We start from the raw sequence: 25,049 nt of genomic DNA, 5'->3' as shown, positions 1-25,049 counted from the left end.
CGCCGCCGCACGGCCGCCCGAAGGCGGCGTTCTTCCCCTCCCGGAGGGGTACGCGAAGCGGGGGGTGCCCCAGTGAACGCCAAGGTGCGAGGGGCTCTCGTCTGGTCCTTCGCGGAACGCTACGCCAGCCTGATCGTCAACATCGCCTCGACGATGGCGCTGGCGCGCCTGCTGACGCCGGCGCAGATCGGCGTCTACTCCGTGTGCGCGGCCTTCGTGACCGTGGCCACAGTGCTGCGCGACTTCGGCATCAGCGAATACCTGATCCAGGAGAAGGAACTCACCGACGACAAGCTGCGCGCCGCCTACGCGGGCGCGATCGCGATCGGCTGGTCGGTGGGGCTGGTGGCGCTGCTGGCGCGGCATCCGCTGGCGCAGGCGCTGCGCGAGCCCGGCGTCGTCGACGTGATCGGCATCCTGGCGCTGAACTTCGCGATCCTGCCCTTCGCGTCGCCCGCCTTCGCGCTGCTGAACCGGCACATGGAGTTCCGCAGGATCTTCATCATCCAGTTCTCGTCATCGATGGTGCATGCCTGCACCGGCGTGCTGCTGGCGATGAACGGCTTCGGTTTCCGCAGCCTGGCTTGGGCGAGCGTGGCCAACACCGGCTTCCAGGCGCTGCTGCTGCTGGCGATGCGGCCACCCGGCACGCTGCTGCTGCCCGGCGTGAAGGGCATGAAGCAGGTGTTCGGCTACGGCTCCTACTTCGTGACCAGCCGGCTGATCGAGACCTTCACCCGCAACGCCCATGAATTCATCATCGCGCGCGTGTTCGGGCTGACCTCGGTGGGCCTGTTCAGCCGCGCGCTGGGGCTGCTGGAGATGTTCTACACGAACGTCACCTCGGCGGTGCTGCGCGTGGCCACCCCGGCCTTCGCCGACCAGCACCGCCAGGGCGGCGACCTGCCCGCGCTCTATGCGCAGGGCACGGCGATGATGACGGCGATCGCGTGGCCCTTCTTCGGCTTCGTCGCGCTGATGTCGCGCGACATCCTGCGGCTGCTGTTCGGCCCGCAATGGGATGCGGCCGCGCCGATCTGCACGCTGCTGGCGCTGGCGATCATGCCGACCTACCTCTACAGCCTGGGCCCCAACCTGCTCAACGCCACCGGCCACGTCGCCAAGCGGCTGCGCATCAACCTGATCTACAGCCCGGTCCACCTGGCCGTGCTGCTGATCGCGTCGCGCTTCAGCCTCGAAGCGCTGGCCGGCTCGTGGATCGTCAGCCATCTGGTGGCGCTCACGCTCTACGTCTACTACATGCGCTCGCTGCTCGGCGCGACGACGCGCACGCTGCTGAGCCCCAGCGTCAAGAGCGCGATGGTCGCGGCCGGCTCGATCGCGGCGCAGGCGCTGGCCGCCGAGCTCGCGCACCGCGCCCAGCTGCCGCTGCTGATCGGCCTGATGCTGACCGGCGGCGCCGGCATCGCCGGGCTGCTGATCGCGGCCCAGGCGCTGCGGCACCCGCTCGCGCAGGAGCTGCTGCGCGCCTTCCACCATCTGCGCAAGCGAGCCACGCCATGAACGCCCTGCCCCGGCCCGACGTCGCCTGCGTCATCGTCAGCTTCAACGGCGCGCCGTGGATGGCGGACTGCCTGCGCGCGCTGCGCGGGAGCACCGTGCCGCTGCGGGTGATCGTCGTCGACAACGCGTCCTCGGACGACACGCGCGCGATCGCCGGCCAGTTCCCCGAAGTGACGCTGCTGCCGCAGGCGGAGAACCTGGGCTTCGGCCGCGCCAACAACATCGGCATCGCGCGCGCGCTGGCCGATGGCGCGCGCCAGGTCTTCATCCTCAACCAGGACACCGTGCTGGCGCCCGACGCCATCGCCCACCTGCTGCGCGAGGCCGCGGCCGATCCCTCGCTGGGCATCCTGTGCCCGCTGCAGCTCGATGGGGACGGCCGCTCGATGGATCCGACCTTCCTGCGCTACTACGTCGCCCCGCATGCGACGGCCTACCTGACCGACGCGGTGATGGGGCATCCGATCGCGCCCCACTACCGCGCGCACGCGCTGCCGGCCGCGGCCTGGCTGCTGACGCGCGAGTTCCTCGAGCAGGTCGGCGGTTTCGACCCGCTGTTCTTCCTCTACTGCGAGGACGACGACCTGTGCGCCCGCGCGCGTCACCACGGCTTCGGCATCGCGCTGGTGCCGGCGGCGAGCTTCCGCCACCTGCGCGGCTTCCACGTGCCGCCGTCGTCGATCCCGGCGCGGCAGCGGCTGCGCAAGCGGGGCTCGCGGCTGCGTTCCATCGTGGTCAACGACATCAAGAAGCCGGAGGGCCGCTTCGGCCGCAACCTCTGGTACGCGCTGGCCTCGCAGGCCGTGCAGGGCGCGCTGCAGCTGTTCGTCTATTTCAACTGGGTGGAGGCGCTGGCCGGCTGGGGGGCCGTCCTGCGCGTCATTCCGGAAGTGCCGCGCATCCGCCGGCACCGCGATGCCTGCCTGACCCGCGGGCCGCACTGGTTGCCGCCCGTTCCTTCGACCCGGCCCTCAGAAGACCGAGCACCATGACCCGCACCGCCACCTTCCTGTCCACCGGGCATCCGAGCCTGCCCGGCCTCGGCATCGACGCCCTCCAGGCGCAGCGCGACGCGGCCTGGCGGACGCTGCTGGCGGCGGCCGATCCGGCGCCCGGCCTGTCGCAGGTCGGCGGGCGCTTCTCCGTGGCCTGGGCGCAGCCCGGCGGCCGCACGGTGCTGGCGACGGACCGCTTCGGCATCGAGCCGCTGTGCTACCGCATCGTCGGCCACGAGCTGCGCTTCGCGACGCGGGCGGACGACCTCGCCGGCGACGATGCCGACCTCGATCCGCAGGCGCTGTTCGACTACCTCTACTTCCATGTGATCCCGTCGCCGCGGACGGTGTTCCGCAACATCTTCCGGCTGCCGCCGGGGCACGTGGCGATCTTCGAGCGCGGCGAGCTGCGCGTGCGGCCCTACTGGACGCCGGAGTTCCGCGCCGATCCGGCGCCCCGCCTCGACGAGTTGAAGGCGGAGTTCCAGCAGATCCTGGAACGCGCCGTGGCGCGCCAGATGCAGGCGCCGGACGCGGCCTGCTTCCTGAGCGGCGGCACCGACAGCTCGACCGTGGCCGGCATGCTGAGCCGCGTCGCGGGCCGCGGCGCGGACACCTACTCGATCGGCTTCGAGGCCGAGGGCTACGACGAGATGGCCTTCGCGCGCATCGCCGCGAAACACTTCGGCTGCCGCCATCACGAGTACTACGTGACGCCCAAGGACCTGGTCGACGGCATCGCGAAGGTCGCGGCGCACTACGACCAGCCCTTCGGCAACAGCTCGGCGCTGCCGGCGTACTACTGCGCGCGCCGGGCCCATGACAACGGCGTGCGCCACCTGCTGGCGGGCGACGGCGGCGATGAGCTCTTCGGCGGCAACACGCGCTACGCGAAGCAGACGGTGTTCTCCTGGTACGGCCAGGTGCCGGGGCCGCTGCGGGAGCTGGTGCTGCAGCCGGTGCTGGGCTCGCCGCTGGGCCGGCTGCCGCTGCTGAAGAAGGGCGCGAGCTACATCGACCAGGCGCGCGTGCCGATGCCGGACCGCCTGCAGAGCTACAACCTGCTGACGCGGCTGGGCCTGGCCGAGGTGCTGGAGACGGACTTCCTGCGCCGCGTCGATCCGATGGGGCCGCAGAAGCAGCAGCGCCAGGTCTGGAACGCGGTGAAGACCGGCAGCCTGGTGGACCGCATGCTCGCCTTCGACTGGCGCTACACGCTGGCCGACACCGACCTGCCCAAGGTCGTGGGCACGACGCAGCTGGCGGGCACCTCGGTCGGCTTCCCGATGCTGGACGACGAACTGCTGGCGTTCTCGCAGCGGCTGCCGGCCGATTACAAGCTCAAGGGGCTGAAGCTGCGCTGGTTCTTCAAGGAGGCGCTGCGCGGTTTCCTCCCGGACGAAATCATCGTCAAGAAGAAACAGGGCTTCGGCCTGCCCTTCGGCGTCTGGGCCACGCGCGACGACAGCCTGCGCGCACTGGCGGCGGACTCGCTGGGCAGCCTGTCCACGCGCGGCATCGTCCGGCCGGCGTTCATCCAGAGCCTGCTCAAGGAGCGGCTGCCCGAGCACCCCGGCTACTACGGCGAGATGGTGTGGATCCTGATGATGATGGAGCAGTGGCTCCGCGCGCGGCGGCCCAACTACCGGGTCTGACTCCGCGCCCTCATGGTCCTGGCTCGGGCGCTTGTTCCGGCGCCTGCCTGGCCTCCGACAGGTCCATGAACACGCGCACCATGCCGATGTCGCGCCGCTCGGCCAGGCACACCAGATGGGCGCAGGTCCGCACGCAGGCATCGCTGATGGACACCGCGTGCAGCCCCGGGCCGGGCACGAACTCCACCGCCGAGACCGCCGCCACGCCGGCGCCCAGCATCACCGCCTCGCGGATGATCTCGCGGCTGGCGATCTCCATCACGACCTCCGGCGCCACGCCGGCCGCCTGCAGCGCCGCCTCGAGCGCCAGGCGCGTCGTCGATCCCTGCTCGCGCATCAGCAGCTTCTCGTGCCGCAGCTCGGCGATGCCGATGGAGCGCCGCCGCGCGAAGCGATGCGCGCGGTTGCAGCAGATCAGCACCGGGTGCTCGCTGTAGGGCACGGCCGCGAAGCGCCGGTCCCGCGAGGCCTGCGCCAGCACGCCGACATCGGCCTCGTAGGCCAGCAGCCGGTCCAGCACGTCCTGCGAGTTGCCGGTGCTGACCGCCATGCTCACGCCCGGATGGCGCTGGTGGAAGGCCATCAGCATGCGGGTGACGTGATGCGGCCCCACCGCCGCCACGCGCAGGTGGCCTGAGCGCAGCTCGCCTTCATCGCGCAGCAGCTGCACCGCCTCGGCCTCCATGCCGAAGATCTGGCGCGACAGCTGCAGCAGCCGTTCGCCCAGTCCCGTCAGCCGCACCTGCCGCCCGCCGCGATGGAACAGCTCCACGCGGTAGAGCGCCTCCAGCTGCGCGACCTGCGTCGTCACCGTGGGTTGGCTGACATGCAGCCGCTCGGCGGCGCGGGTGAAGCTGCCCGTGGCGGCCACGGCATGGAAGGAGCGGAGCTGGGTGAGGCGCATGGGCGTCTCCTGGTCGACCGGGACGGGTCGGCCTGGCGGCGTCGTGCCCGTCCTCTGCTGGTTTTCCCTGGCGATGCATAGAGGCAGTGAATGCACCGGGCCGAAAACTTGAATTGGTCCAATGCCTGCGCTGGCCGCACAGTAGCAGCACGCGATCGATCCGGGCACCTCGCAGACCCGGGGGATCGCGACGACAAGAGCCACTGGAGACCGCCATGCCGATCACTCGGAGACATCTGTTCGCGACCGCCCCGGCCCTGATGGCGCCGGCCCTGTTCAGCCATGCGGGCGGCGCCCGCGCCGCCGACGGCGTGCTGACCGTCGGCCTGATCCCCTCCGAGGACTCGCGCGCCATGATCGCCAACAGCCAGGCGATGATGGACATGCTGTCGCGCGCGCTGGGCATGCCGGTCAAGCCCTTCGTGGCGGCCGACTACAACGGCGTGATCGAGGCCCTGCGCTCGCGGCGCCTGGACGTGGCCTACCTCGGTCCCTTCTCCTACGTGCTGGGCGCCACCGTCGCCAACATCGAGGCCTTCGCCGTCGCCGAGACGAAGAAGGCCGGACGCACCAGCTACCACTCGCTGATCGTGGCCCACAAGGACAGCGGCATCCGCACGCTGGCCGACCTCAAGGGACGCACCTTCGCCTTCGTCGATCCGACCTCGACCTCGGGCCACCTGTTCCCCAAGGCCGGCCTGCTGAAGGAGGGCTTCGATCCGGACAAGGCCTTCGGCCGCGTGATCTTCTCGGGCTCGCACGACTCCAACGCGGTGGCGGTGCAGAACCGCCGGATCGACGCGGTCGCGATCGCGGACCGCATCCTGGACAGCGCGATCGCGAAGGGGCAGGCGCGCCGCGAGGACCTGGTGGTGGTGTGGAAGTCCGCGCCCATTCCCGAATCTCCGACGGTGTGGCGCAAGGACCTGGACCCGCAGCTCAAGAAACGCGTGCAGGCCGCCTTCCTGGAGGTCAAGGACATCCCGTGGTCGGACCAGGGGCTGCTCAACGGTTTCCATCCGACCAGCGACGCCGCCTACGACGTCATCCGCGAGACGGCGCGCGTGCTGAAGCTCGACCTGAGGGGCATGAAGTGATCAAGATCCGAGGCCTGACCAAGCGCTATGGCGATTTCGAGGCCCTTCGCGGCATCGACCTCGACGTGGCGCCCGGCGAATTCCTGGTCGTGCTGGGCCCGTCGGGCGCCGGCAAGTCCACCCTGCTGCGCTGCATCAACCGCCTGTGCGCGCCCACCGAGGGCGAGATCCATGTCGACGGCGCGCGCGTCGAGGCGGGCGGCGCCGGCCTGCGGCGCGTGCGGCGCAAGGTGGCGATGATCTTCCAGCACTACAACGTGGTGCCGCGGCTGTCGGTCCGCAAGAACGTGCTCACCGGCCGCCTGGGCACCATGCCGGCGCTGCTTTCATGGCTGCAGGTCTTCCCGCGCCAGGACATCGAGATCGCCATGGAATGCCTGCGCCGCGTCGAGCTCGACGGCAAGGCGGACCTGCGCACCGACACGCTGTCCGGCGGCCAGAAGCAGCGCGTGGGCATCGCGCGCGCGCTGGCCCAGCAGCCGCGCGTCATCCTGGCCGACGAGCCGGTGGCCAGCCTCGATCCGAAGACCTCGCGCACGGTGCTGACCTACCTGAAGCAGGCCAGCCGCGAGCTGGGCATCTCGGTGGTGTGCAACCTGCACCAGATCGACTACGCGCGCGAATTCGGCGAACGCATCGTGGGCGTCTCCGGCGGCCGCATCGTCTTCGAGGGCGGACCGGACGGCCTGACCGCCGACGTGCTGCGCCGCATCTATCCCGGACTGGACGACGAGGCCGCCCGCGGCGCCGCGCCGCGCGCCCGGTCCGCCCAGCCCCCGCACAGCCTGACCCTGGAGGAAGCATGAGACCCGGTGCCTACACGCTGCTGCTGGGCCGGCCCTCGGGGCGGCACGGCTGGTGGCCGCGACTGCTGGCCGGCGCGGCGCTCCTGGCGCTGCTGCAATGGGCCGCGCGCGGCGCGCAGGTCAGCTTCGGCGAGCTGATCAAGGGACTGCCCTGGATCGGCGACTTCCTCGCGCGCATGTTCCCGCCGAACTGGGCCTTCCTCGAGAAGCTGGTCCAGCCGGCGCTGGAGACGATACAGATCGCGATCTGGGGCACGCTGTTCGCCGCGCTGCTGGCGGTGCCGGTGTGCTTCCTGGCGGCGCGCAACCTGGCGCCCAACGCGCTGGTCTTCCATGCGATGCGGCAGGTGTTCAACGTCACGCGCGGCATCAACGAGATCATCCTGGCGCTGATCTTCGTCGCGGCGGTCGGCCTGGGGCCCTTCCCCGGCGTGCTGGCCCTGGCGGTGCACGGCGCCGGCATGCTGGGCAAGTTCTTCGCGGAGTCGATCGAGGAGATCGACCAGGGACCCATCGAGGCGCTGCGCGCGACCGGCGCCGGCCCCCTCCAGACCATCATCTTCGGCGTGCTGCCGCAGGTGGTCACGGCCTGGATCGCGGTGGTGCTCTACCGCTTCGAGACCAACCTGCGCCAGGCCACGGTGCTCGGCATGGTCGGCGCGGGCGGCATCGGCTTCGAACTGGTGGGCAGCATGAAGCTGTTCCAGTACCAGGACACCGCCACCTGCATCGTCGTGATCATCGTGATGGTCATGGCCGCCGACCAGATGTCCACCCGGCTTCGCGCCTGGATCCAGAAAGGAGCTCACTGATGAACGCGATCGACGAGGCGGTCCAGGCCAATGGCCGCCGCTATGCGCGCCCCCGCGCCCCCACCGTGGTGGTGTGCGTGGACGGCTGCGAGCCGGACTACCTGACCCATGCGATCCAGGCCGGCGTGGCGCCCTGGCTGGCGCGCCTGCATGAGCGGGGCACCTCGCTGATCGGCGAGTGCGTGGTGCCCAGCTTCACCAACCCGAACAACCTGTCGATCGTCACCGGCGTGCCGCCGTCCGTGCACGGCATCTGCGGCAACTACTTCCTGGACGCCGCGCGCGGCGAGGAGGTCATGATGAACGACCCGGCCTATCTGCGCGCCCCGACGCTGCTGGCCCGCTTCGCCGCCAGCGGCGCCCGCGTCGCCGTGGTCACCGCCAAGGACAAGCTGCGCTCGCTGCTGGGCCACGGGCTGGACGGCATCTGCTTCTCCGCGGAGAAGGCGGCCGAGGCGACCTTGGAGAACGCGGGCATCGAGCGCGTGCCGGAGCTGGTCGGGATGCCGGTGCCCCCGGTCTACAGCGCCGCGCTCAGCGAGTTCGTCTTCGCCGCCGGCGTGCGGCTGATGGAGACGCATCGCCCCGACCTGACCTACCTCTCCACCACCGACTACATCCAGCACAAGTGCGCGCCCGGCGCGCCGGAGGCCAACGCCTTCTACGCGATGATGGACCGCCACCTGGCGCGGCTGGACGCGATGGGCGCGGTGATCGCGCTGACCGCGGACCACGGCATGAGCGCCAAGACCGACGCCGCCGGCCGGCCGCGGGTGCTGTTCCTGCAGCAGGCGCTGGACGACACGCTGGGCGCGGCCGTCGCGCGCGTGATCCTGCCCATCACCGATCCCTACGTCGTGCACCACGGCGCGCTGGGCTCCTTCGCCACGGTCTACGCGCCGCCGGCGGCGCTGGCGCGCACGCGCGAGCGGCTGCAGCGCCTGCCCGGCATCGAGTGCGTGCTGGACCGCGACACGGCCGCCGAGCGCTTCGAGCTGCCGCCGGACCGGATCGGCGACCTGGTCGTCATCGCCGACCACCTCACGGTGCTCGGCACGCGCGCCGACCGCCATGACTTGAGCGGGTTGACGGTGCCGCTGCGCTCGCACGGCGGGCTTTCCGAACAGCTGGTGCCGCTGCTGTTCAACCGTCGCCTGGACGGTCTGGACCCGGACCGCCGGCTGCGCAACTTCGACGTCTTCGATCTGGCGCTCAACCACGCCCAACCCGCCTAGAGGCCTTCCATGATCCACGAGTACTTCAACCCCGTGCGCAGCGTCTACGGGGAGGGGGCCCTGTTGTCCCTGCCGGGCCTGCTGGGCCGGCGCCGCGCCCTGCTGGTGACCTTTCCGGAGGCGGCCTCGCTGGGCCTGGTGACCCAGGTGCGCGAGCTGCTGGGCGACCGGCTGGCCGGCGTCATCGACGACGTGCGCCCCAATCCCGACGTGGCCGAGCTGCGCGGGCAGTACGAGCGCTTCTGGCGCGAGCATCGCGACACGGCGGCGATCGTGGCGCTGGGCGGCGGCAGCGCCATCGACACCGCCAAGGCGCTGATGGTGGGCACGGCGGGCGGCCGCTTCGACGAACTGATCGGACTGCTGCAGCGCGGCGAGCCGTTCGAGCCGCACGCGGTCAAGGCGCTGATCGCCGTGCCGACGACCGCCGGCACCGGCAGCGAGGTCACGCCCTGGGCCACGATCTGGGACCGCGAGCAGCAGCGCAAGCACTCGCTGCAACTGCGCTCGACCTGGCCCGAGATCGCGCTGGTGGATCCGCTGCTGATGCAGTCGCTGCCGCCGTCGGTGACGCTGCAGAGCGGCCTGGATGCGCTGTCCCACGCGCTGGAGGCGATCTGGAACCGCAACGCCAATCCGCTGTCGGACACCTACGCGGTGTCGGCCGCGCGCGAGATCCTGGCGACGCTGCCCGCGCTGATGCGACGCCCGGTCAGCCGCGAGCTGCGCGCGCGCATGGCCCTGGCGGCGCTGAAGGCCGGCATGGCCTTCTCCAACACGAGGACGGCGCTGGCGCATTCCATCTCCTATGAGATGACGCTGCGGCTGGGGCTGCCGCATGGCATCGCCTGCGCCTTCCCGCTGCCGCTGGTGCTGCGCATGGCGCTGGGCCGCTCGGCCGAGCGGGACGCGGTGCTGGGGCGGGCGCTGGGCCAGCCACTGGCCGATGCGCCGCAGCGGCTGGCGGCCTTCCTCGAGGGCCTGGGCGTGCCCACGCGCTTCGCCTCCTACGGGCTGGGCGACCAGGAGGCGCAGGACCTGATCGCCCGCGCCCTCGCCGGCGCGCGCGGACTCAACTTCATCGGCGCGGGCGCCGACACCCCCGAGGAGATCGCATGAGCACGACCAAGAACCTGCGCTCCTGGGTGGCGCCGTCCATGATCGACGAAGGCCTGCGCCTGGGCGACGAGATCCTGCACACCGACCGCCATCTGGCCGTGCGCAGCCCCTACACCGGGCAGCAGGTGGGCCAGGTGGCGATGGCCACCGTCGACCATGTGCGGCGCGCGATGACGATCGCGCACGGCTACCGGCCGACGCTGTCGCGGCATGCGCGGGCGCAGATCCTGAACGGCGCCGCCGCGCTGCTGCGCGCGCGCGCCGAGACCGCCTCCGACCTGATCACGATGGAATCGGGCCTATGCAAGCGGGACAGCCGCTACGAGATCGGGCGCGTGATCGACGTGCTGGGCTTCGGCGCCACCGAGGCGCTGCGCGACGACGGGCAGGTGTTCTCCTGCGACCTCACGCCGCATGGCAAGCGCCGCAAGGTGATCACGCTGCGCGAGCCGCTGCAGGGCGTGATCACCGCGATCACGCCGTTCAACCACCCGATGAACCAGGTGGCGCACAAGGTGGTGCCCAGCATCGCGACCAACAACCGCATGGTGCTCAAGCCGTCCGAGAAGGTGCCGCTGTCGGCCTACTTCTTCGCCGAGCTGCTCTACGAGGCCGGCCTGCCGCGCGAGATGCTGCAGGTGCTGACCGGCGATCCGCGCGAGATCGCCAATGAACTGGTGATGAACCCGCATGTCGATCTCATCACCTTCACCGGCGGCGTGTCGATCGGCAAGGCCATCGCGAGCAAGGCCGGCTACCGGCGCACGGTGCTGGAACTGGGCGGCAACGATCCGCTGATCGTCATGGACGACGCCGACCTGGAGCGCGCCAGCGAGCTCGCGGTGCAGGGCTCCTACAAGAACTCGGGGCAGCGCTGCACGGCGGTCAAGCGGATGCTGGTGCACGAGGCGGTGAAGGAGCGCTTCACGCAGCTGGTGGTCGAGAAGACGCTGGCCTGGCGCCATGGCGACCCCATGGACGAGCGCAACCAGATGGGCACGGTGATCGACGAGGCGGCGGCGATGCAGATCGAGCGGGTCGTGGCCGAGGCCGTGTCGCAGGGCGCGCGCGTGCTGGCGGGTCATCGGCGCGAGGGGGCCTTGTATGCGCCCACGGTGCTGGAGAACGTGCGGCCGGAGATGACCGTGGTGCGCTCGGAGACCTTCGGGCCGGTCTCGCCCATCCTGGGCTTCAAGACGATCGACGAGGCGATCGCGCTGTCCAACGGGACGGCCTACGGCCTGTCCTCGGGCGTGTGCACTAACCGGATGGACGACGCGATCCGCTTCGCCCAGGACCTGCAGGTCGGCACGGTCAATGTGTGGGAGGTGCCGGGCTACCGCATCGAGCTGACGCCGTTCGGCGGCATCAAGGACTCGGGACTGGGGCACAAGGAAGGCGTCCAGGAGGCGATGAAGTCCTTCAGCAACACCAAGACGTTCACGATGCCCTGGTGAGCGGGGCCAGCAAAGGCCGCGCTACCGGCCGCACAACGACGGAGACCACGATGAGCAGATCCATGTCGACTTTCGCGCGCGTGCTGGCGGCGGCCTGCGGCCTGATGGCGCTGACGATGCCCGAGGCCCAGGCGCAGGCCTCGGCGCTGTCCCGGTTCACGCGGACGGTCAACGCGGCGATCCCGGGCCACAACACGGAGCGCCTGACCGGCAAGACCCCGGAGCAATGCGCCGCCGCGTGCATCGACGCGAGCCGCGCGGCCTGGTGCCGGTCCATCGACCATCACAAGACCCTGCGGCAATGCGACCTCAGCGACAAGCGCGCGTCGGAGGTCGGCGGGCTCAAGAACGACTACCCCGGCAACCCCTACGACCACTACGCGCTGAACGCGGACCTGGGCGTGGCCAATCCGATCAGCGGTCCGCAGGGGCGCAAGCATGTGCTGATCATCGGCATCGACGGCCTGCGCGGGGATGCGCTGTTCTGCAACGGCTGCGCGGCGACGCCGTCGCTGCTGGCGCTGGCGCAGGGCGGCGCCTACCACCGCAACGTGCTGGCCGGCGGACCGCAGGACACCTTCAGCGGTCCGGGCTGGGCGACGCTGTTCACCGGGTACTGGGCGGCCGATCACGGCATGCCCAGCAATGACCTGGGCAAGGTGCTGCTCAAGCCGCATGTGCTGGACCGGCTGAAGACGCTGTGGCCGACGGCCACCGTCGCGGTGGTGGGGGACTGGGAGAACATCACGCGCAACCTGAAGCCGGCGCGGGCGGACTTCGTCGCGGCGAACGGGGCCAAGAACTCGCAGGAGGCGACCGACGCGGTGAAGCACTGGCTGTCGTGGCGCCATGCGCCGACGGCGATCTTCTACTACCTGCACAACCCCGACATCCACCTGCCGAGCTACGAGCCGCTGAACGCGTTCTACCAGAGCAAGATCACCGGCGAGGACCGGCAGATCGGTCAAGTGCTGACGGCGCTCAAGGCGCGACCGAATTTCGCGAACGAGGAGTGGCTGATCGCCGTCGTCTCCGATCACGGCGGCATTGGCTACGGTCACGGCGGCCAGAGCGCCGGCGAGCGCAGCACCATCCTGATCCTCAACAACACCTACGGCCAGAGCGGCAGGACGGCGTACTGCCGGGGCGAGCTGACCCACACGCCGATGGTGCAGATCGATGCGCTCACGCCTCACGTGCTGGACTTCTTCAAGATGTCGAATCCGACGCCGGGGAGGAAGAGCGCGGTCTGCGGTTCGTGAGCCGGGCCGTGACGAATGGAAGCTGCTTCAAGCATGGTTCAACTCCGTTTCAGGCCGCGGCCTCATCGCAGCCGGCGACCGAGAGGCCGACGTGCCGCGCGACCTGTGATGCAGGCTGGGCCGCCTCCACGGGCTGCCGTTCGAGCAGCCAGCTCGCGAACTGGCTTTCTTCCAACGCATACGGTCCGTCGCCGCACCACACGAGCTTGGCCTCACAGAGCCGATCCAGTGCGGCTTGGATGCTGTCGTCCGTCACCTGTGGGAGTTGATCCTCCGGCAGGATCGACAGCATGGCCTTCAAGCGGCGCCTCGCGTCGGGGAACATCGGTGTGAAATCAACGCCGTCCTCGGCGAGCAGGCGCAGCACGGCCTGCTCCAGGGGCCTCAGCCGCTGAAGGCGGACAAACAGCTTGCGCTTCTCAAGATCGATCTGCTCGCGCGCCAGACACAGCAGCATCTGCTCCTGTGTCTCGCTGCTCTGCGGTCCCATCGCGGCCACGCCGCGGCATGCCTTGTGGAAGGCCTCGGGACGGCGCAGGCAGATCTCGAAGGCCCGGGCCATCGCCGGTAGTTCCGGGTCGAACCGTGGCCCGTGAATGCGGCGCGCCCAGGACAGATAGTCGTCGTCGCCGAGCGTTGGCAGCACCTCCAGCGGTGCCAGGTAGAACGCCTGATGCTTGTCGCTGACCAGGCATTCGATCTTCTCGTTGTGGGAGCCGGTGGCCAGGAAACGGAACATCACGCGATCACGCCCGTTCAGTTGGTCCCGCGCTGACTTCAGCATGTAGAGCACGTCGCGTCCGTACGCCGTCGTCTGCGTCTGCTGGACCTCGTCGACGATGAGCACCACCGGCCTTCCCGATCGCTTGGCAAGCCGCTCCAAGGCCTGGAACAGGGAGTGCCGCTGGCCGGTCTCCTGATTCGACACTTCGATCTCGACACCCGGAGCCTTCAGCCGGGACAGGCGCAACCGTCGAAACAGTCCGCGGCTCGAGGCCTCACAGGCCTTCAAGGCTTGCTCGACGAGGCCCTCGACCACGGCCCCGGGGTCTTCCTTGCGGCGCTCCCAAAGGTCCACGTACAGCACCAGGGCCCCATGTCCGGCTTCAAGCGCCGGCTTGAGGTCGTGCTGAATGAAGGTGCTCTTGCCGGTGCGGCGCGGCGCCGTGAGGAACATGCCCGAGTCGTAGAAGTCGGACATCAGATCGGCCGCGAGCCGGCGAGCCAGTTCGGGACGATGAAAGATCCGGCCAGCGGACTCGCACTGCTGTTCGGCGACGGGAAGGGATCGGCCCTTGAAGCGGGCGACGACGCGTTGGACCACTTGCAGCATGAGTACCCTCCAACGGCCGCGTTCATGCCGCCTTTGCGACGCCCCGATCGGCACCGAACAAGGTCGACAGTTCCATCTCGAGCAGCCAGCCGACGTGGCGGGCGTCCTCGATCACGTAGATCCGGCAGTGCCACAGCAGCTCGAGCTGCTCGAGCCGAGCCAGCGTCGCCTCCACGCCCTGCAGGCTGAAGTCGGGCTGCATCGCCGTCTCCCCCATCAGGGCCAGCAGTTGCATCGCCCGCTCGTGGGAGCGCGAGAAGTGCGGCGCGAATTGAGGGCCGCGCTCGGCCTTGAGGTAGAGAAAGGCCGTGGCCAGCGGCCCGGCCGCGATGAGTTTCTCGGCGAAGACCTTCTTCTCGTTGGCCAGCCACAGGTCCACCTGCTCGATCAGCAGCCGGTCCGCATCCGCCGCATCGGCCGCCGCCATCGCCCGCGCGCCGTTGCAGACCTCGATGAAGTCCTCCACGCGATGGAACAGGCGATCAAACGATTCGCTCATCACCGCGAGGCCGGGGCGGGAGCCATCCTCCCAGAGTCCGCGTTGCCAGTGGAGGAAGTCCTCGCCCATGACCGGCAGCGCCCTCGTCCTCGCGCAGAGGAAGGGCTCGCGCTTCTCGCGCACCATGTGCTCGAGCTTGTGCGCGTGCGAGCCCGTCGCCAGGAAGCGGAAGCCGGGACCGGGCGTCAGCAGCAGGGCATCGCGCGCGGCCTTCAGGCCATGAAGCGCCACCCGCCCGAGTTCCGTCGTCTGGCAGCGATGCGCCTCGTCCAGCAGCAGCACGACGCGCTTGCCGGTCACCCGGGTCAACCTCAGCAGCGAGGTCGTGAGCGACTCCACCTGCCCCGCGTTGATCCGCTCCAGGCTGATCTCGACGCCACACAGCCGGAACCCCTTCAGGCCGATCCGGCGGGCCAGCCGGACACCCCAGCCGTCGAAGGCATCGAGCGCCAGTCCGACGGCACGGTAGATCGCGACACCGGGATCAAGCTTCTGGTCGTCCCACAGGTCCACGTAGAGGACGAAGGCGCCGTGCTCGCCCCTCAGCGCGGCGGCCAGCTCGCCGCGGACGAAGGTCGTCTTGCCGGTACGGCGCGGTCCGGTCAGGAACAGGCCCGACTTGAAGCTCTCGGACATGAGCTGATCGGCCAGCGACGACGCGAGCGCGGGGCGATGGAACAAGTGCGCCGCCCCCGCCGGCGAGCGCTGCGAAAACTCTTGAACTTGCGACATGGAACACCTCCAGGCCACAAATTCTTCGCCCGCTGAAAGACCCCAGAAACGAACGACCGTGCTGAAACGGGGTCAGCCGTTGCGCGTTGCCGACGAAATGACGAACTATCTTTTGGGGGGGGTGCTTGCCGTCAGACAACCGCCGCCGGCCCGCCCATCCGCGCGTTGCGCATCATCCTCGCCGCGAACATCGTCATCGACGCGCCCCACGGCGTGTAGCGCGGCAGCTGGAAGGGGTCGGTGCCCGGCCGCGCCACGCCAGCCGCGGTGCTCACCGCGGCCTCGAAGCCCAGCTCGCGCAGCATCGCCGCGTGGCCCGCGTCGTAGTCGCGCACCGGCCGTCCGTTCGGATAGGCGAAGCTGCGCACCGGCCGCCCCAGCAGCGCCTGCAAGCGGTCCCTGCCCTGCGCCACCTGCGCCCGCGCGCCCTCCGGCGTCAGCGTCGTCAGCACGGTGTGGTCGACGGTGTGGCCGCCGATCTCGTGACCCGCCTCGGCCAGCTGCCGCAGCTGCGCATCGGTCAGCATCAGGTCGTCCGGCATCGCGCCGACCGGCCGCGCCGCCAGCATGCGCCGCAGCTGCGCGTCGCGCTCGTCCGGCGCCAGGTACTTCAGCTGCACCTGCAGCGCCGTCACCGCCTTCAGCCGCTCCGCCATCGTGCCAACCGGATGCACGCCCATGCCGGCCGCCGACAGGTCCAGCACCGGCCCCGGCACCCGCCGCACGAACTCGATCACCGTGTCGCTGAACATGCGGCCGCCGTTCAGGTAGCCGGTCGCGACGAACACCGTCGCGCGCGCGCCGTGGCGCGCCAGGATCGGATGCGCCACCGTCCAGTTGTCCGCGTAGCCGTCGTCGAAGGTGATGCAGGCCGCGCGCCGCGGCAGCCGCCGCTCGCGCAGCGCGGCCGCCGCGTCGCTCACCGTCAGCAGTTCGAAGTGCCGGGCGAGGAACGCGACCTGCGCCTCGAACCGCGCGGCGTCGATCTCGCCCGGCCGCAGCGGATCGGGCGACGGCAGCACGCGGTGGTAGATCAGGATGCTCAGCGCGGGCTCCCCCCGCGGCCAGCCCAGCAGGCTCAGCGAAGCCAGCATCACGCGCCCTCCCAGAACGGCGAATGCACGTCGCGCGGCGCCTGGCCCGACGCGATCGCGGACTTCTGGCGCTCCGCCATCGCCGCCGCGACCACGCGGTTCAGCACCACGACGATCAGCACCAGGTAGTACGGGAGGTCGAAATACACCAGGCTCAGGAAGGCCCCGCCGGTCGCGTAGCCGATCAGCCCCACCTGGCACATGGCCGACAGGTCGCGCGCCCACTGCAGTTCCGGCAGGCCCTTGCTGGCCTTGATCGTCGCGCTGGCCAGCCGCCAGGTCATCACGAAGATGCCCACGAACAGGAACAGCCCCATGAAGCCGTGCTCGCCCAGCGCCTGGAAGTAGATGCTGTGCGCGGTCAGCGGGATCGACGGATCGGGCGCGTACTTGGCGAAGGCCGCCGGCCCCGCCACCGTGAAGCCGCCGCCGAACGGGAACAGGTCCAGCGCCATCCGCCACGCCGTCTGCCACGCATTGATGCGCCCCAGCGCCGACGCGTCCTGGTCGTAGGTCTTGATCGTGTTCATGCGGTCGGTCCAGCTGTCCGGCATGAACACGAAGATCAGCGGCAGCGCCACCAGCACCACCAGCGCCAGCGGCAGCTTGTTGCGGCTCTTCATCCACATGAAGAAGGACATCGCCACGATCGCCAGGAACGCGCCGCGCGACTGCGAGCCCACCGCCGAGGCCATGCACAGCACCATCGCCGCGATCGCCAGGTAGCGCTGCCAGCGCTTGTCCGCCTGCAGCTGCAGGTAGCGGATCAGCGGCACCGTCATGATGGTGGCCAGCGCCAGCGAGTTGTTGTCCTCGATGAACGAGCCCTCCGGCCCCCACACCCGCGCGCTGCCGCCCGAGAGCACCGTGAACACGCCGCCCTTGATGCCGTAGTAGCCGATCGAGATCACCAGCACCAGCACCAGCAGGTCGAGGTCGCGCCGGCGCTGCACGACCAGCAGCGAGACCAGCACCATCAGCAGCACCTTGAAGGCGCGCGCGTAGTAGTGCATCTCCTTGTCCGGATAGAACGAGAACAGCAGCGGCGACACGCCGATCCACAGGATCCAGATCGCCAGCAGCACGGTCACCGCGTTGAACGGGAACTTCACCAGCTTGTCCCGGTGCAGCAGCAGGCTCATGAACAGCGCCAGCGCGATCACCATCGACCACGGCGCGTCGTGCGCGAAGCCGTAGGCCAGCCGGTGCGGGTTCATCACCCCCATCCAGACCCAGCCCAGCACGCCCCACATCGGGTCCTTGAAGGTCTTGTAGATCAGGACCAGGAACAGGCCCAGGATGACGAGGTCACGCATGACGCAGCTCCGGCGACCGCCGCGCGGCCAGGATCCGATGGAAGAGCGCGAGCTGGCCCTGCGTCGTCGCGTCCCAGCTGAACTGCTCGGCATAGCGGCGCGTCGCGGCGCGATCGCGCGGCGCCGCGCGCAGCCGCCGCACCGCCTCGGCCACGCCGGCCGCGCTGCGCTCGGGCATCAGCTCGCCGGCCTCGGGGCGCGCGACGACTTCCGGCGTGCCCCACACGTTGGATGCCGCCACCGGCGTGCCGCAGGCCATCGCCTCCAGCAGCACGTTGGCCCAGCCCTCGCGGCTCGAGGCCAGCACCAGCGCGTCCACGCCGGCATACACCTCGCGCAGCCGCGCCTGCGGCAGCGCGCCGAGGAAGCGCACCCGCCCCGCCACGCCCAGCGACTCGGCGAGCCGGCGCAGCGCGCCCTCCTCCGGCCCGGCGCCGGCGATCAGCAGGTCGGCGTCCGGCAGCTCGGCCAGCGCGCCGATGACCAGCTCATGGCCCTTGCGCTCGATCAGGTGGCCCACCGAGGCCAGCGTGAAGCGACCGGGCGCGAGCTGCAACACGGCCCGCGCTTCATCACGTCCAGCGGGATGGAAGAGCTTGAGGTCCACGCCATTGCGCAGCGCCGTCACCTTGGCCGCGTCGGCGCCCAACCCGACCAGTTCGTCCTTGAGCGCCTCGCAGACGGTGATCATCGCGTCGGCCTGATCGGCCGCGCGCAGGATCAGCTTGCGCGGGAAGGCGTACGCCGGGATCAGGTTGATGTCGGTGCCGCGCGCGGTGATCACCAGCGGCTTGCCCAGCGCCTTCGCAACGAAGGCCGCGGCCACGCCGTCCGGATAGAAGTAGTGCGCGTCGATCAGGTCGAAGTCGTAGCCCTGCGCCTGCAGCCCCCTGGCCGCGCGCAGAAAGGTCCAGGCCAGCGTGTACGGCGCGCTGCTCATGCCGACCTTGGGCAGGCGGATGAAGCGCGGATGCGCGATCTCCAGCCCGTGGCGAGACTCGCGCGCCGGTGTCGCGGCGAACTTGCCGTAGTCCCCAAAGCGTTCGCCCTTGAGCGGAAACCAGGGCACCGGCGCGATCACGCGCGACTCGGCCTGGCCCGAGGCCACCAGGTGGCGCAGGCGCGTCTCCACGAAGATGCCGTGGCTGGGCATCACCGCGCTCGGATACAGCGTCGAGAAGGTCAGCAGCTTCAACACGCTCAGACCCTCGCGTCGGTGGGCTTGGCGGCCCCCGTCACGCCGCGGCCGGCCCGCAGCGACTGGCCCAGCGCGACCACGCGCTCAGCGTTGCCGTGCCAGGTCAGATGCAGCCGGCCGATGGTGGCGCGGGCGCCCTGCCCCAGCCGCTCGCGCAGCGCGGCATCCGACGCCACGCGCGCCAGCCGCGTCTCCAGCGCGCCGGCCTCGGCCGGATCGAAGAGCAGCGCGTTCGCGCCGTCGTCCAGCACTTCCTCGATGTTGGGCGTGCTCGGCGCGACGATGGCCTTGCCCAGCGCCAGGTACTCGAACAGCTTGAGCGGCGACGCGTAGGCCACCACCGCCGGCTGCAGCGCGATGTCGAACGCGGCCACGTGCGCCGGCACCGCATCGCGCGAGACCACGCCGGTGAAGCGCACGCGCTCGCCAAGCGCGAGCTCGCCGGCCAGCCGCTCCAGGTTGGCGCGCTCCGGTCCGTCGCCGACGATCAGCAGCCGCGCGTTCGCGGGCGCCGCGCCGGTGGCCATCCAGCGGATCACCTTGTCCATGCCGTGCCAGTCCCGCACGAAGCCGGTGAAGCCCAGCACCAGCGCGCCGTCCCAGCCCAGCGCGCGCTTGGCGGCCTCGGGCGGCGGAGCGGCGTCGAAATGGGCCTCGTTGATGCCGTTGGGGATCACGACCATGCGCTCCAGCGGCACGCCGCGCGCGGCGATCATCGATCCCAGCACCCGCGTCACCGGCAGCACCGCGTCGGCGCCGCGCCAGACCGTGTCCTCGGCCCAGCGCGCGACGCGCGGCAGCGCCAGGCCGCCGAATCTCGCCCGCTCGTCCACCAGCGGCGCGTTGACCTCCAGCAGCAGCGGCAGGCCCAGCCGCTTCTTCAGCATCAGGCCGCTGAGCAGGTAGAGGTTGTAGCGCTCGTAGATCAGGTCGGGCTGGAACTCGCGCGCCGCGGCGGCCAGGCGGCGATACGCCACCAGCGAGTAGGCCAGCTCCAGCAGCTCGTAGACGAACTTGGGCAGCTTGGCGCGCAGGCGGTGCACCCAGCCGGCGTCGTCGCCCATCCGGGCCTTCTCCTCGGGCGCGGACTCGCCGCCCGGCGCCACGACGCGCACCTCATGGCCGAGCGCGCGCAGCGAGCCGATCATTTCCTCGATGTGGACCGCCTGGCCATCCTTGGACGCGGTGCGATGGTGATAAAGGATCTTCATCCGGTGCCCGGGGGACGTCAGGCGGCTTCGCGCAGCGAAGACGCGCCCATCACGTTGCGCAGGAAGGCGTCGTACATCAGCAGCGTCCACAGCGGCGTGCTGTGGTCGCGCGAGCCGTTCTCGTGCTGCTCGACCATCGCGCCGACGGCCTTCAGGTCGAACATGCCGGAATCCGCCAGCGGTCCGCCCAGCAGCGCGCCGCGCACGCGCTGGCGCAGCGGCCCGCGGAACCAGCGCGCCAGCGGTACGGCGAAGCCCATCTTGGGCCGGTAGAGCACGTCGTTCGGAAGGTGCGGCTCGAGCGCCTTCTTGAACAGGTACTTGCCCTCGCCGCCGCGCAGCTTCAGGTGGGACGGCAGCGTGGCCAGCCACTCGACCAGCGGATGGTCCATCAGCGGCTCGCGCACCTCCAGCGAATGCGCCATCGACGCGCGGTCCACCTTGGTGTTGATGTCGCCGACCAGGTAGGTCTGCAGGTCGATGTACTGGATCAGCGCCAGCGGGTCGTCGGTGCCCGCGCGCTCGGCGTGCTGCAGGAACAGGTCGCGCGCGTTGTAGCCGCCCAGCTCCGACTTGAAGCGCGCGCTGTACAGCGGCAACCGCTCGTTGTCGCGGATCACGGACATGGTGTGGAAGTAGGCCTCGACCGAGTTGCGCGCCAGCGCCTGGAAGGTCGTCTTCGCCCGGAACACGCGCGGCGCCCAGTCAGCCTTGGGATAGAGCCGGCCCAGCGTGCCGAACAGCGGCTTGCGCAGCCCCAGCGGCAGGCTGGCGCGCATGCGTTCCTCCATCATGTGCAGCTTGTAGCGGCGGTAGCCGCCGAAGCTCTCGTCCCCGCCATCGCCCGACAGCGCCACCGTCACGTGCTTGCGCGCGAGCTGGCAGACGCGGTAGGTCGGGATCGCGGAGCTGTCGGCATAGGGCTCGTCGTAGAGCCGCGCCAGCGTGTCGATCAGGTCGAAGTCATCGCTCTGGACGGTCTCGACATGGTGGTCGGTCTGGTAGCGGTCCGCGACCATCTGCGCGAACTCGGACTCGTTGTACTGCGGATCGTCGAACGCGATCGAGCAGGTCTTCACCGGACCGTTGGTCTCGCCGGCCATCATCGCCACGACCGCGCTCGAATCGACGCCGCCCGACAGGAAGGCGCCCAGCGGCACTTCGGAGATCAGGCGCAGCTTGACCGACTCGCGCAGGCGGCGGGTCAGCTCTTCCTGCGCCTGGACCTCGTCGATCCGGCTGTCCGTCGTGAAGCTGACGTCCCAGTAGCGGCGCGGCTGGCCCAGCGCTTCGCCGCGCCGGATCACCAGCGTGTGCGCCGGCGGCAGCTTCAGCGCCTGGCGGAAGATGGTGCGCGGCTCGGCGACGTAGCCCAGCGCGAAGTACTCCTCCACCGCCTGCGGCACGATGTCGCGCTTCATCGCCGGGTGCGCCAGCAGCGCCTTCAGCTCGGAGCCGAAGACCAGCGTGCCGTCGTCCAGCAGCGCGTAGAACATCGGCTTCACGCCGAGCCGGTCACGCGCCATGAACAGCTGGTCGCGCGCCTTGTCCCACAGCACGAAGGCGAACATGCCGCGCAGCTTGTGCACGCAGTCCTCGCCCCAGGCGGACCAGGCGTGGACGATGGCCTCGGTGTCGCTCTTGGTCTGGAACACGTAGCCCAGCGCGGTCAGCTCGTCGGTGAGCTGCCGGTAGTTGTAGATCTCGCCGTTGAAGACGATGCCCACCGAGTGATCCGCGTTGAACAGCGGCTGCTGGCCGGTGGCGATGTCGATGATCGACAGCCGGCGGTGGCCGAAGGCCAGCCCGGGCTGCAGATGGATCGAGCCCTCGTCGGGGCCGCGGTGGTGCAGGGAGTCGTTGATGCGATGCATCAGCGCGCCATCGAAGTCGCGCCGCCCCCGGGTGTCGAAGAGTCCGCTGATTCCGCACATGCTCGTTCCCCTGCCTATCCCTCAGTCGTTCTTGTGGCCGCCGGCATGATGGCCGCGCAGCGTGTCATACAGCCCCTGGTAGCGGGCGACCATCGCGCGCATGCTGAAGTCGCGCTCGACGCGCGCGCGGCCGGCCTCGCCCATCGCCGCCGCCCGCGCCGGATCGCGCGCCAGCGCCAGCAGCGCGGCGGCCATCGCCTCGGGCGCGGCGGCGGGCACCAGCAGGCCGCTCTCATCGCGCGTGACCAGGTCCGCGTTGCCGCCGACCTCGGTCGCGACCACCGGCAGCCCGCTGGCCATCGCCTCCAGGATGGTGTTGGAGATGCCCTCCGCCAGCGACGGCAGCGCGAAGACATGCAGGCCGCGCATCACGGCGGGCACGTCGGCGCGCTCGCCCGGCAGCCAGGCCAGCGCGGTCAGGCCCGCCTCGTCGAGCAGCGCCTGGCACGGCGCCCGCAGCGGACCATCCCCGATCAGCACGAGGCGCGCGCGCTCGCGCAGTTCCGGTGCCGCGCCGATCATCGCGATGAACGCGCGGGTCAGCATCAGCTGGTCCTTGACCGGCGCCATGCGGCCCACGGTGCCAATCAGCCAGTGCGCGGCCGGATCGAAGGGGCAGCCCGGGATGGCCCCGGCCTGCAGGCGCTGGAAGCGCTGCGTGTCGACGCCGTTGACGAACTGGCTCACGCGCGCCGGCGGCACGCCGACCGGTCCGGTGAGGTAGTCGCCCAGGTCGCGCGACAGCGCGATGTAGTGCGAGACGAAGGGCTTGTAGAAGCGGCGCACGCGCTGGTACGCGCGGTTGCGGCCGTCCAGGTCGCCGACGTCGCGGCCGTGCTCGCCGTGGATGCGCACCGGCACGCGCGCGGCCCAGGCCGGCAGCTGCACCTCCAGCGCCGCGAGGTTGCGGCTGTGCACGATCGCGGGCCTGAGCGCGCGGAACAGCCGGTACAGCTTCGGATAGAGCCAGAAGCCCTGTCCCGGCGGCTTGTTGAGCGCGTAGCACTCGACGTCGTCGCGCTGCAGGCGCTTGCGGAAATCGGTGACCTCGGTCAGCGCGACGATCGCGTGACGGTAGTCCTTCGCCGGCATGTGGTTGATCAGGTTCACCACGCCGTTCTCGAGACCGCCGGTGTCGAAGCGGTACATCACGTGCAGCACCAGCGGCCGCTCGTCGGCCGCGGCCATCGCGCGCTCGACGCTCATGCCGGCGCTCATCGCGAGGCTCCCGCCGCCGCGCCGCGCTGGCCGGCATCGCGCACCCGGCGCAGCTGGGCGTCGATCGCGGACCAATGCTCGCGCAGGAAGGCGTCGAGCCGGCGCGGCGCCTGCGCGTCGGCGTCGGTGTAGACCAGCACCAGCGCGGCGTCGTCGCCCTGCCCGCGCAGCCGCTCCAGCGCGCCCCAGACCCGCGCCCGCCAGGCGCTGGTCATCGGCCGGCCGTTGATCCAGTAGACATGCCACACCAGCATGCGGGGCGCGCTCACCACGTCCAGCGAGGAGGCGCGCACCTGCGTGGTCAGCACCGGGATCACCGCGGCGGCGCGCTGCGCGCCGGCCGGCACGACATCCGCCGTGCCGTGGCCGGTGACGGCCCACTGCTTGTCTTCCGGCGACACGACCGCGTTGCTGGAGCTCACCAGCTTGCGCTCGTAGTCCTGGCCGCGGAAGTACTGCAGGTGCAGGCCGACGCGCGGCTGGCCCGCCGGTGCGGTGAACTGCTGATGGCGCGCGGCATTGGCGCCCTCGAAGTCGGGCACCCACGCGTCCGAGGGCACGACCTGGTCCTGCCAGCCCGGCGCCGCGGCCACGGCGGGCAGCGTGTCGATCGGGGCCGAGTGGCCCTGGCGCAGCCAGGCGCCGGCCGCCACCGGCAGCGCGACGGCCAGCAGCACGGCGACGGTGGCGCCCCAGCCCGTCGCGGCGGCGGCGGGCACGGCCTCGCGCGCCGGCGGCACCAGCGGCAGCTCCGGCTGGGCCCAGCGCGCGCCGATCAGGAACATCGCCATCATCACGAGGCCGAAGAACAGCCAGCCATAGATCAGGTGGTCCACGCCCACCGCCAGCGTGTTGCCGGACAGGTGGCCGATCATCACGATCAGGTAGGCACGGGCCCAGTTCGCCACCAGGGGCAGCGCCAGCGCGAAGGCGATGAAGCCGAGCCGGCGGCGCGTCGAGTGGTAGCTGAGGTAGGCGTAGAGCGTGCCCACCATCGCCGACGCGATCAGGTAGCGCACGCCGGAGCAGGCTTCGACGACCGACCACTGGCCGCTCGGGATGATGAACTGCAGGCCTTCCTGGTAGACCGGCAGGCCGCTCAGCCGCAGCGCGACGACGGTGAAGCGGGCGGTCCAGTCCATCAGCTGCGGCAGCATGAACTCGCCGACCGGCACGCAGAAGAACAGGAAGCCCAGCGGGAAGGCCATCTCGCGCGCGACGCGCCAGCCCAGCACGGCCGGCACCAGCAGCACCAGCATCGCCACCAGCGTCAACTGGGTGGCGGCATTGATCGCGGCGAAGTCGGCGAACAGCCAGACCGCGCCCAGCCCAGCGATGGGCAGCGCCAGCCAGGCGACCGGCCGCGGCACCAGCGGCGCGACGAGCGCGCGGCGGCGCCATGCGAGCCACAGCGCGATCGGCGGCACCAGGAAGGCATGCGTGAAGGTGCCCGAGCGCCACCAGATGGTGACCATGCCGATCGCCGTCTGGCGGTACAGCAGCAGCAGCGCGATCGTCAGCAGCACCAGCACCGCCAGCGGGCGGCGCCAAGTGGCGGGGATGCCGCGCTCCTGCAACGCGGACGGCGTCATCGCGCTCATGCGTGCCCCTCGCCCGCGGCGGGCCGCGGCCGGTCCCCCGAGGGAAC

Annotated in this window: 20 protein-coding genes; 10 read left to right on the top strand and 10 right to left on the bottom strand. The window is 70.5% G+C overall.

Going from position 1 to position 25,049, the window contains the following annotated elements; genetic code table 11:
* Positions 1 to 84 precede the first annotated feature (84 nt).
* The 3 genes from ACEN96_RS11335 to ACEN96_RS11325 are packed head-to-tail and all read left to right on the top strand — an operon-like array spanning position 85 to position 4,174.
* Positions 85 to 1,524: a lipopolysaccharide biosynthesis protein gene (locus ACEN96_RS11335; protein WP_495588115.1), complete on the top strand. Its 1,440-nt coding sequence runs from the start codon at positions 85 to 87 to the stop codon at positions 1,522 to 1,524.
* A complete protein-coding gene (locus ACEN96_RS11330) occupies positions 1,521 to 2,516 on the top strand; it encodes a glycosyltransferase family 2 protein (RefSeq protein WP_495588114.1) in 996 nt (331 codons plus the stop codon). Before ACEN96_RS11335 ends, ACEN96_RS11330 begins: the two co-directional genes overlap by 4 nt.
* Positions 2,513 to 4,174, top strand: a complete 1,662-nt coding sequence (locus ACEN96_RS11325) for an asparagine synthetase B family protein (RefSeq protein ID WP_495588113.1) — start codon at positions 2,513 to 2,515, stop codon at positions 4,172 to 4,174. The genes ACEN96_RS11330 and ACEN96_RS11325 overlap by 4 nt, the downstream gene beginning before the upstream one ends.
* 10 nt (positions 4,175 to 4,184) lie before the next feature.
* Here the strand turns inward: ACEN96_RS11325 and ACEN96_RS11320 are convergent, their stop codons facing one another.
* Positions 4,185 to 5,078: a LysR substrate-binding domain-containing protein gene (locus ACEN96_RS11320; protein WP_495588112.1), complete on the bottom strand. Its 894-nt coding sequence runs from the start codon at positions 5,076 to 5,078 to the stop codon at positions 4,185 to 4,187.
* A gap of 215 nt (positions 5,079 to 5,293) precedes the next feature.
* On the opposite strand from ACEN96_RS11320, the gene phnD reads away from it, so the two are divergent.
* Genes phnD through ACEN96_RS11285 form a run of 7 tightly spaced genes read left to right on the top strand, consistent with a single transcriptional unit; the run spans position 5,294 to position 12,866 of the window.
* Complete coding sequence (gene phnD / locus ACEN96_RS11315; RefSeq protein WP_495588111.1) at positions 5,294 to 6,175, top strand: phosphonate ABC transporter substrate-binding protein; 882 nt, start codon at positions 5,294 to 5,296, stop codon at positions 6,173 to 6,175.
* The gene (phnC, locus tag ACEN96_RS11310; RefSeq protein ID WP_495588110.1) at positions 6,172 to 6,981 is read left to right on the top strand and encodes a phosphonate ABC transporter ATP-binding protein; all 810 of its coding nucleotides are present in this window, start codon (positions 6,172 to 6,174) and stop codon (positions 6,979 to 6,981) included. The genes phnD and phnC overlap by 4 nt, the downstream gene beginning before the upstream one ends.
* Positions 6,978 to 7,793, top strand: a complete 816-nt coding sequence (gene phnE, locus ACEN96_RS11305) for a phosphonate ABC transporter, permease protein PhnE (RefSeq protein WP_495588109.1) — start codon at positions 6,978 to 6,980, stop codon at positions 7,791 to 7,793. Before phnC ends, phnE begins: the two co-directional genes overlap by 4 nt.
* Positions 7,793 to 9,028: a phosphonoacetate hydrolase gene (gene phnA, locus ACEN96_RS11300; protein WP_495588108.1), complete on the top strand. Its 1,236-nt coding sequence runs from the start codon at positions 7,793 to 7,795 to the stop codon at positions 9,026 to 9,028. Before phnE ends, phnA begins: the two co-directional genes overlap by 1 nt.
* 9 nt (positions 9,029 to 9,037) lie before the next feature.
* Complete coding sequence (psrA, locus tag ACEN96_RS11295) at positions 9,038 to 10,147, top strand: iron-containing alcohol dehydrogenase PsrA (protein ID WP_495588107.1); 1,110 nt, start codon at positions 9,038 to 9,040, stop codon at positions 10,145 to 10,147.
* 38 nt (positions 10,148 to 10,185) lie between these two features.
* Positions 10,186 to 11,604: a phosphonoacetaldehyde dehydrogenase gene (gene phnY / locus ACEN96_RS11290; RefSeq protein ID WP_495588593.1), complete on the top strand. Its 1,419-nt coding sequence runs from the start codon at positions 10,186 to 10,188 to the stop codon at positions 11,602 to 11,604.
* A 50-nt stretch (positions 11,605 to 11,654) separates the two neighbouring features.
* Entirely contained in the window at positions 11,655 to 12,866 is a 1,212-nt protein-coding gene (locus tag ACEN96_RS11285) for an alkaline phosphatase family protein (RefSeq protein ID WP_495588106.1), read from the top strand.
* Between the two features lie 49 nt (positions 12,867 to 12,915).
* Here ACEN96_RS11285 and ACEN96_RS11280 read toward each other — a convergent pair whose 3' ends face one another.
* The 9 genes from ACEN96_RS11280 to xrtA all read right to left on the bottom strand — a co-directional run bounded on the left by ACEN96_RS11280 (position 12,916) and on the right by xrtA (position 25,002).
* A complete protein-coding gene (locus ACEN96_RS11280; RefSeq protein ID WP_495588105.1) occupies positions 12,916 to 14,199 on the bottom strand; it encodes an AAA family ATPase in 1,284 nt (427 codons plus the stop codon).
* A gap of 22 nt (positions 14,200 to 14,221) precedes the next feature.
* Positions 14,222 to 15,430 carry a hypothetical protein gene (locus ACEN96_RS11275; protein ID WP_495588104.1) on the bottom strand — a complete coding sequence of 403 codons (1,209 nt, stop codon included), beginning with the start codon at positions 15,428 to 15,430 and terminating at the stop codon, positions 14,222 to 14,224.
* 131 nt (positions 15,431 to 15,561) lie between these two features.
* Entirely contained in the window at positions 15,562 to 16,524 is a 963-nt protein-coding gene (locus ACEN96_RS11270) for a polysaccharide deacetylase family protein (protein ID WP_495588103.1), read from the bottom strand.
* Positions 16,524 to 17,840, bottom strand: coding sequence for a putative O-glycosylation ligase, exosortase A system-associated (locus tag ACEN96_RS11265; RefSeq protein WP_495588102.1), 1,317 nt, complete (start codon positions 17,838 to 17,840; stop codon positions 16,524 to 16,526). The genes ACEN96_RS11270 and ACEN96_RS11265 overlap by 1 nt, the downstream gene beginning before the upstream one ends.
* On the bottom strand, positions 17,833 to 19,035 hold the full coding sequence (locus ACEN96_RS11260) for a glycosyltransferase family 4 protein (RefSeq protein WP_495588592.1): 1,203 nt from the start codon (positions 19,033 to 19,035) through the stop codon (positions 17,833 to 17,835). The genes ACEN96_RS11265 and ACEN96_RS11260 overlap by 8 nt, the downstream gene beginning before the upstream one ends.
* A gap of 5 nt (positions 19,036 to 19,040) precedes the next feature.
* Positions 19,041 to 20,249 carry a glycosyltransferase family 4 protein gene (locus ACEN96_RS11255; protein ID WP_495588101.1) on the bottom strand — a complete coding sequence of 403 codons (1,209 nt, stop codon included), beginning with the start codon at positions 20,247 to 20,249 and terminating at the stop codon, positions 19,041 to 19,043.
* Between the two features lie 17 nt (positions 20,250 to 20,266).
* Positions 20,267 to 22,183 (bottom strand): XrtA/PEP-CTERM system amidotransferase, encoded by a 1,917-nt coding sequence (locus tag ACEN96_RS11250; protein ID WP_495588100.1) that lies wholly within the window; start codon positions 22,181 to 22,183, stop codon positions 20,267 to 20,269.
* Between the two features lie 21 nt (positions 22,184 to 22,204).
* Complete coding sequence (locus tag ACEN96_RS11245) at positions 22,205 to 23,401, bottom strand: TIGR03088 family PEP-CTERM/XrtA system glycosyltransferase (protein ID WP_495588099.1); 1,197 nt, start codon at positions 23,399 to 23,401, stop codon at positions 22,205 to 22,207.
* Positions 23,398 to 25,002, bottom strand: coding sequence for an exosortase A (xrtA, locus tag ACEN96_RS11240; RefSeq protein ID WP_495588098.1), 1,605 nt, complete (start codon positions 25,000 to 25,002; stop codon positions 23,398 to 23,400). Before xrtA ends, ACEN96_RS11245 begins: the two co-directional genes overlap by 4 nt.
* Between the last annotated feature and the right edge of the window lie 47 nt (positions 25,003 to 25,049).

This window comes from Roseateles sp. Mitsp63 (assembly GCF_059491535.1).
Note: the sequence above shows the minus strand (reverse complement) of the source record. Positions and strands in the feature narration are given on the sequence as shown.

Excerpts from the sequence above, each read along its gene's own strand:
- ACEN96_RS11330 (WP_495588114.1), top strand. The coding sequence starts at position 1,521 with ATGAACGCCCTGCCCCGGCCCGACGTCGCCTGCGTCATCGTCAGCTTC.
- ACEN96_RS11255 (WP_495588101.1), bottom strand. The coding sequence starts at position 20,249 with ATGAAGATCCTTTATCACCATCGCACCGCGTCCAAGGATGGCCAGGCG.
- phnE (WP_495588109.1), top strand. The coding sequence starts at position 6,978 with ATGAGACCCGGTGCCTACACGCTGCTGCTGGGCCGGCCCTCGGGGCGG.
- phnA (WP_495588108.1), top strand. The coding sequence starts at position 7,793 with ATGAACGCGATCGACGAGGCGGTCCAGGCCAATGGCCGCCGCTATGCG.
- ACEN96_RS11270 (WP_495588103.1), bottom strand. The coding sequence starts at position 16,524 with ATGCTGGCTTCGCTGAGCCTGCTGGGCTGGCCGCGGGGGGAGCCCGCG.
- ACEN96_RS11280 (WP_495588105.1), bottom strand. The coding sequence starts at position 14,199 with ATGCTGCAAGTGGTCCAACGCGTCGTCGCCCGCTTCAAGGGCCGATCC.
- ACEN96_RS11245 (WP_495588099.1), bottom strand. The coding sequence starts at position 23,401 with ATGAGCGCCGGCATGAGCGTCGAGCGCGCGATGGCCGCGGCCGACGAG.
- ACEN96_RS11265 (WP_495588102.1), bottom strand. The coding sequence starts at position 17,840 with ATGCGTGACCTCGTCATCCTGGGCCTGTTCCTGGTCCTGATCTACAAG.
- ACEN96_RS11275 (WP_495588104.1), bottom strand. The coding sequence starts at position 15,430 with ATGTCGCAAGTTCAAGAGTTTTCGCAGCGCTCGCCGGCGGGGGCGGCG.
- ACEN96_RS11325 (WP_495588113.1), top strand. The coding sequence starts at position 2,513 with ATGACCCGCACCGCCACCTTCCTGTCCACCGGGCATCCGAGCCTGCCC.
- xrtA (WP_495588098.1), bottom strand. The coding sequence starts at position 25,002 with ATGAGCGCGATGACGCCGTCCGCGTTGCAGGAGCGCGGCATCCCCGCC.
- phnY (WP_495588593.1), top strand. The coding sequence starts at position 10,186 with ATGATCGACGAAGGCCTGCGCCTGGGCGACGAGATCCTGCACACCGAC.
- ACEN96_RS11320 (WP_495588112.1), bottom strand. The coding sequence starts at position 5,078 with ATGCGCCTCACCCAGCTCCGCTCCTTCCATGCCGTGGCCGCCACGGGC.
- psrA (WP_495588107.1), top strand. The coding sequence starts at position 9,038 with ATGATCCACGAGTACTTCAACCCCGTGCGCAGCGTCTACGGGGAGGGG.
- phnD (WP_495588111.1), top strand. The coding sequence starts at position 5,294 with ATGCCGATCACTCGGAGACATCTGTTCGCGACCGCCCCGGCCCTGATG.
- ACEN96_RS11285 (WP_495588106.1), top strand. The coding sequence starts at position 11,655 with ATGAGCAGATCCATGTCGACTTTCGCGCGCGTGCTGGCGGCGGCCTGC.
- ACEN96_RS11250 (WP_495588100.1), bottom strand. The coding sequence starts at position 22,183 with ATGTGCGGAATCAGCGGACTCTTCGACACCCGGGGGCGGCGCGACTTC.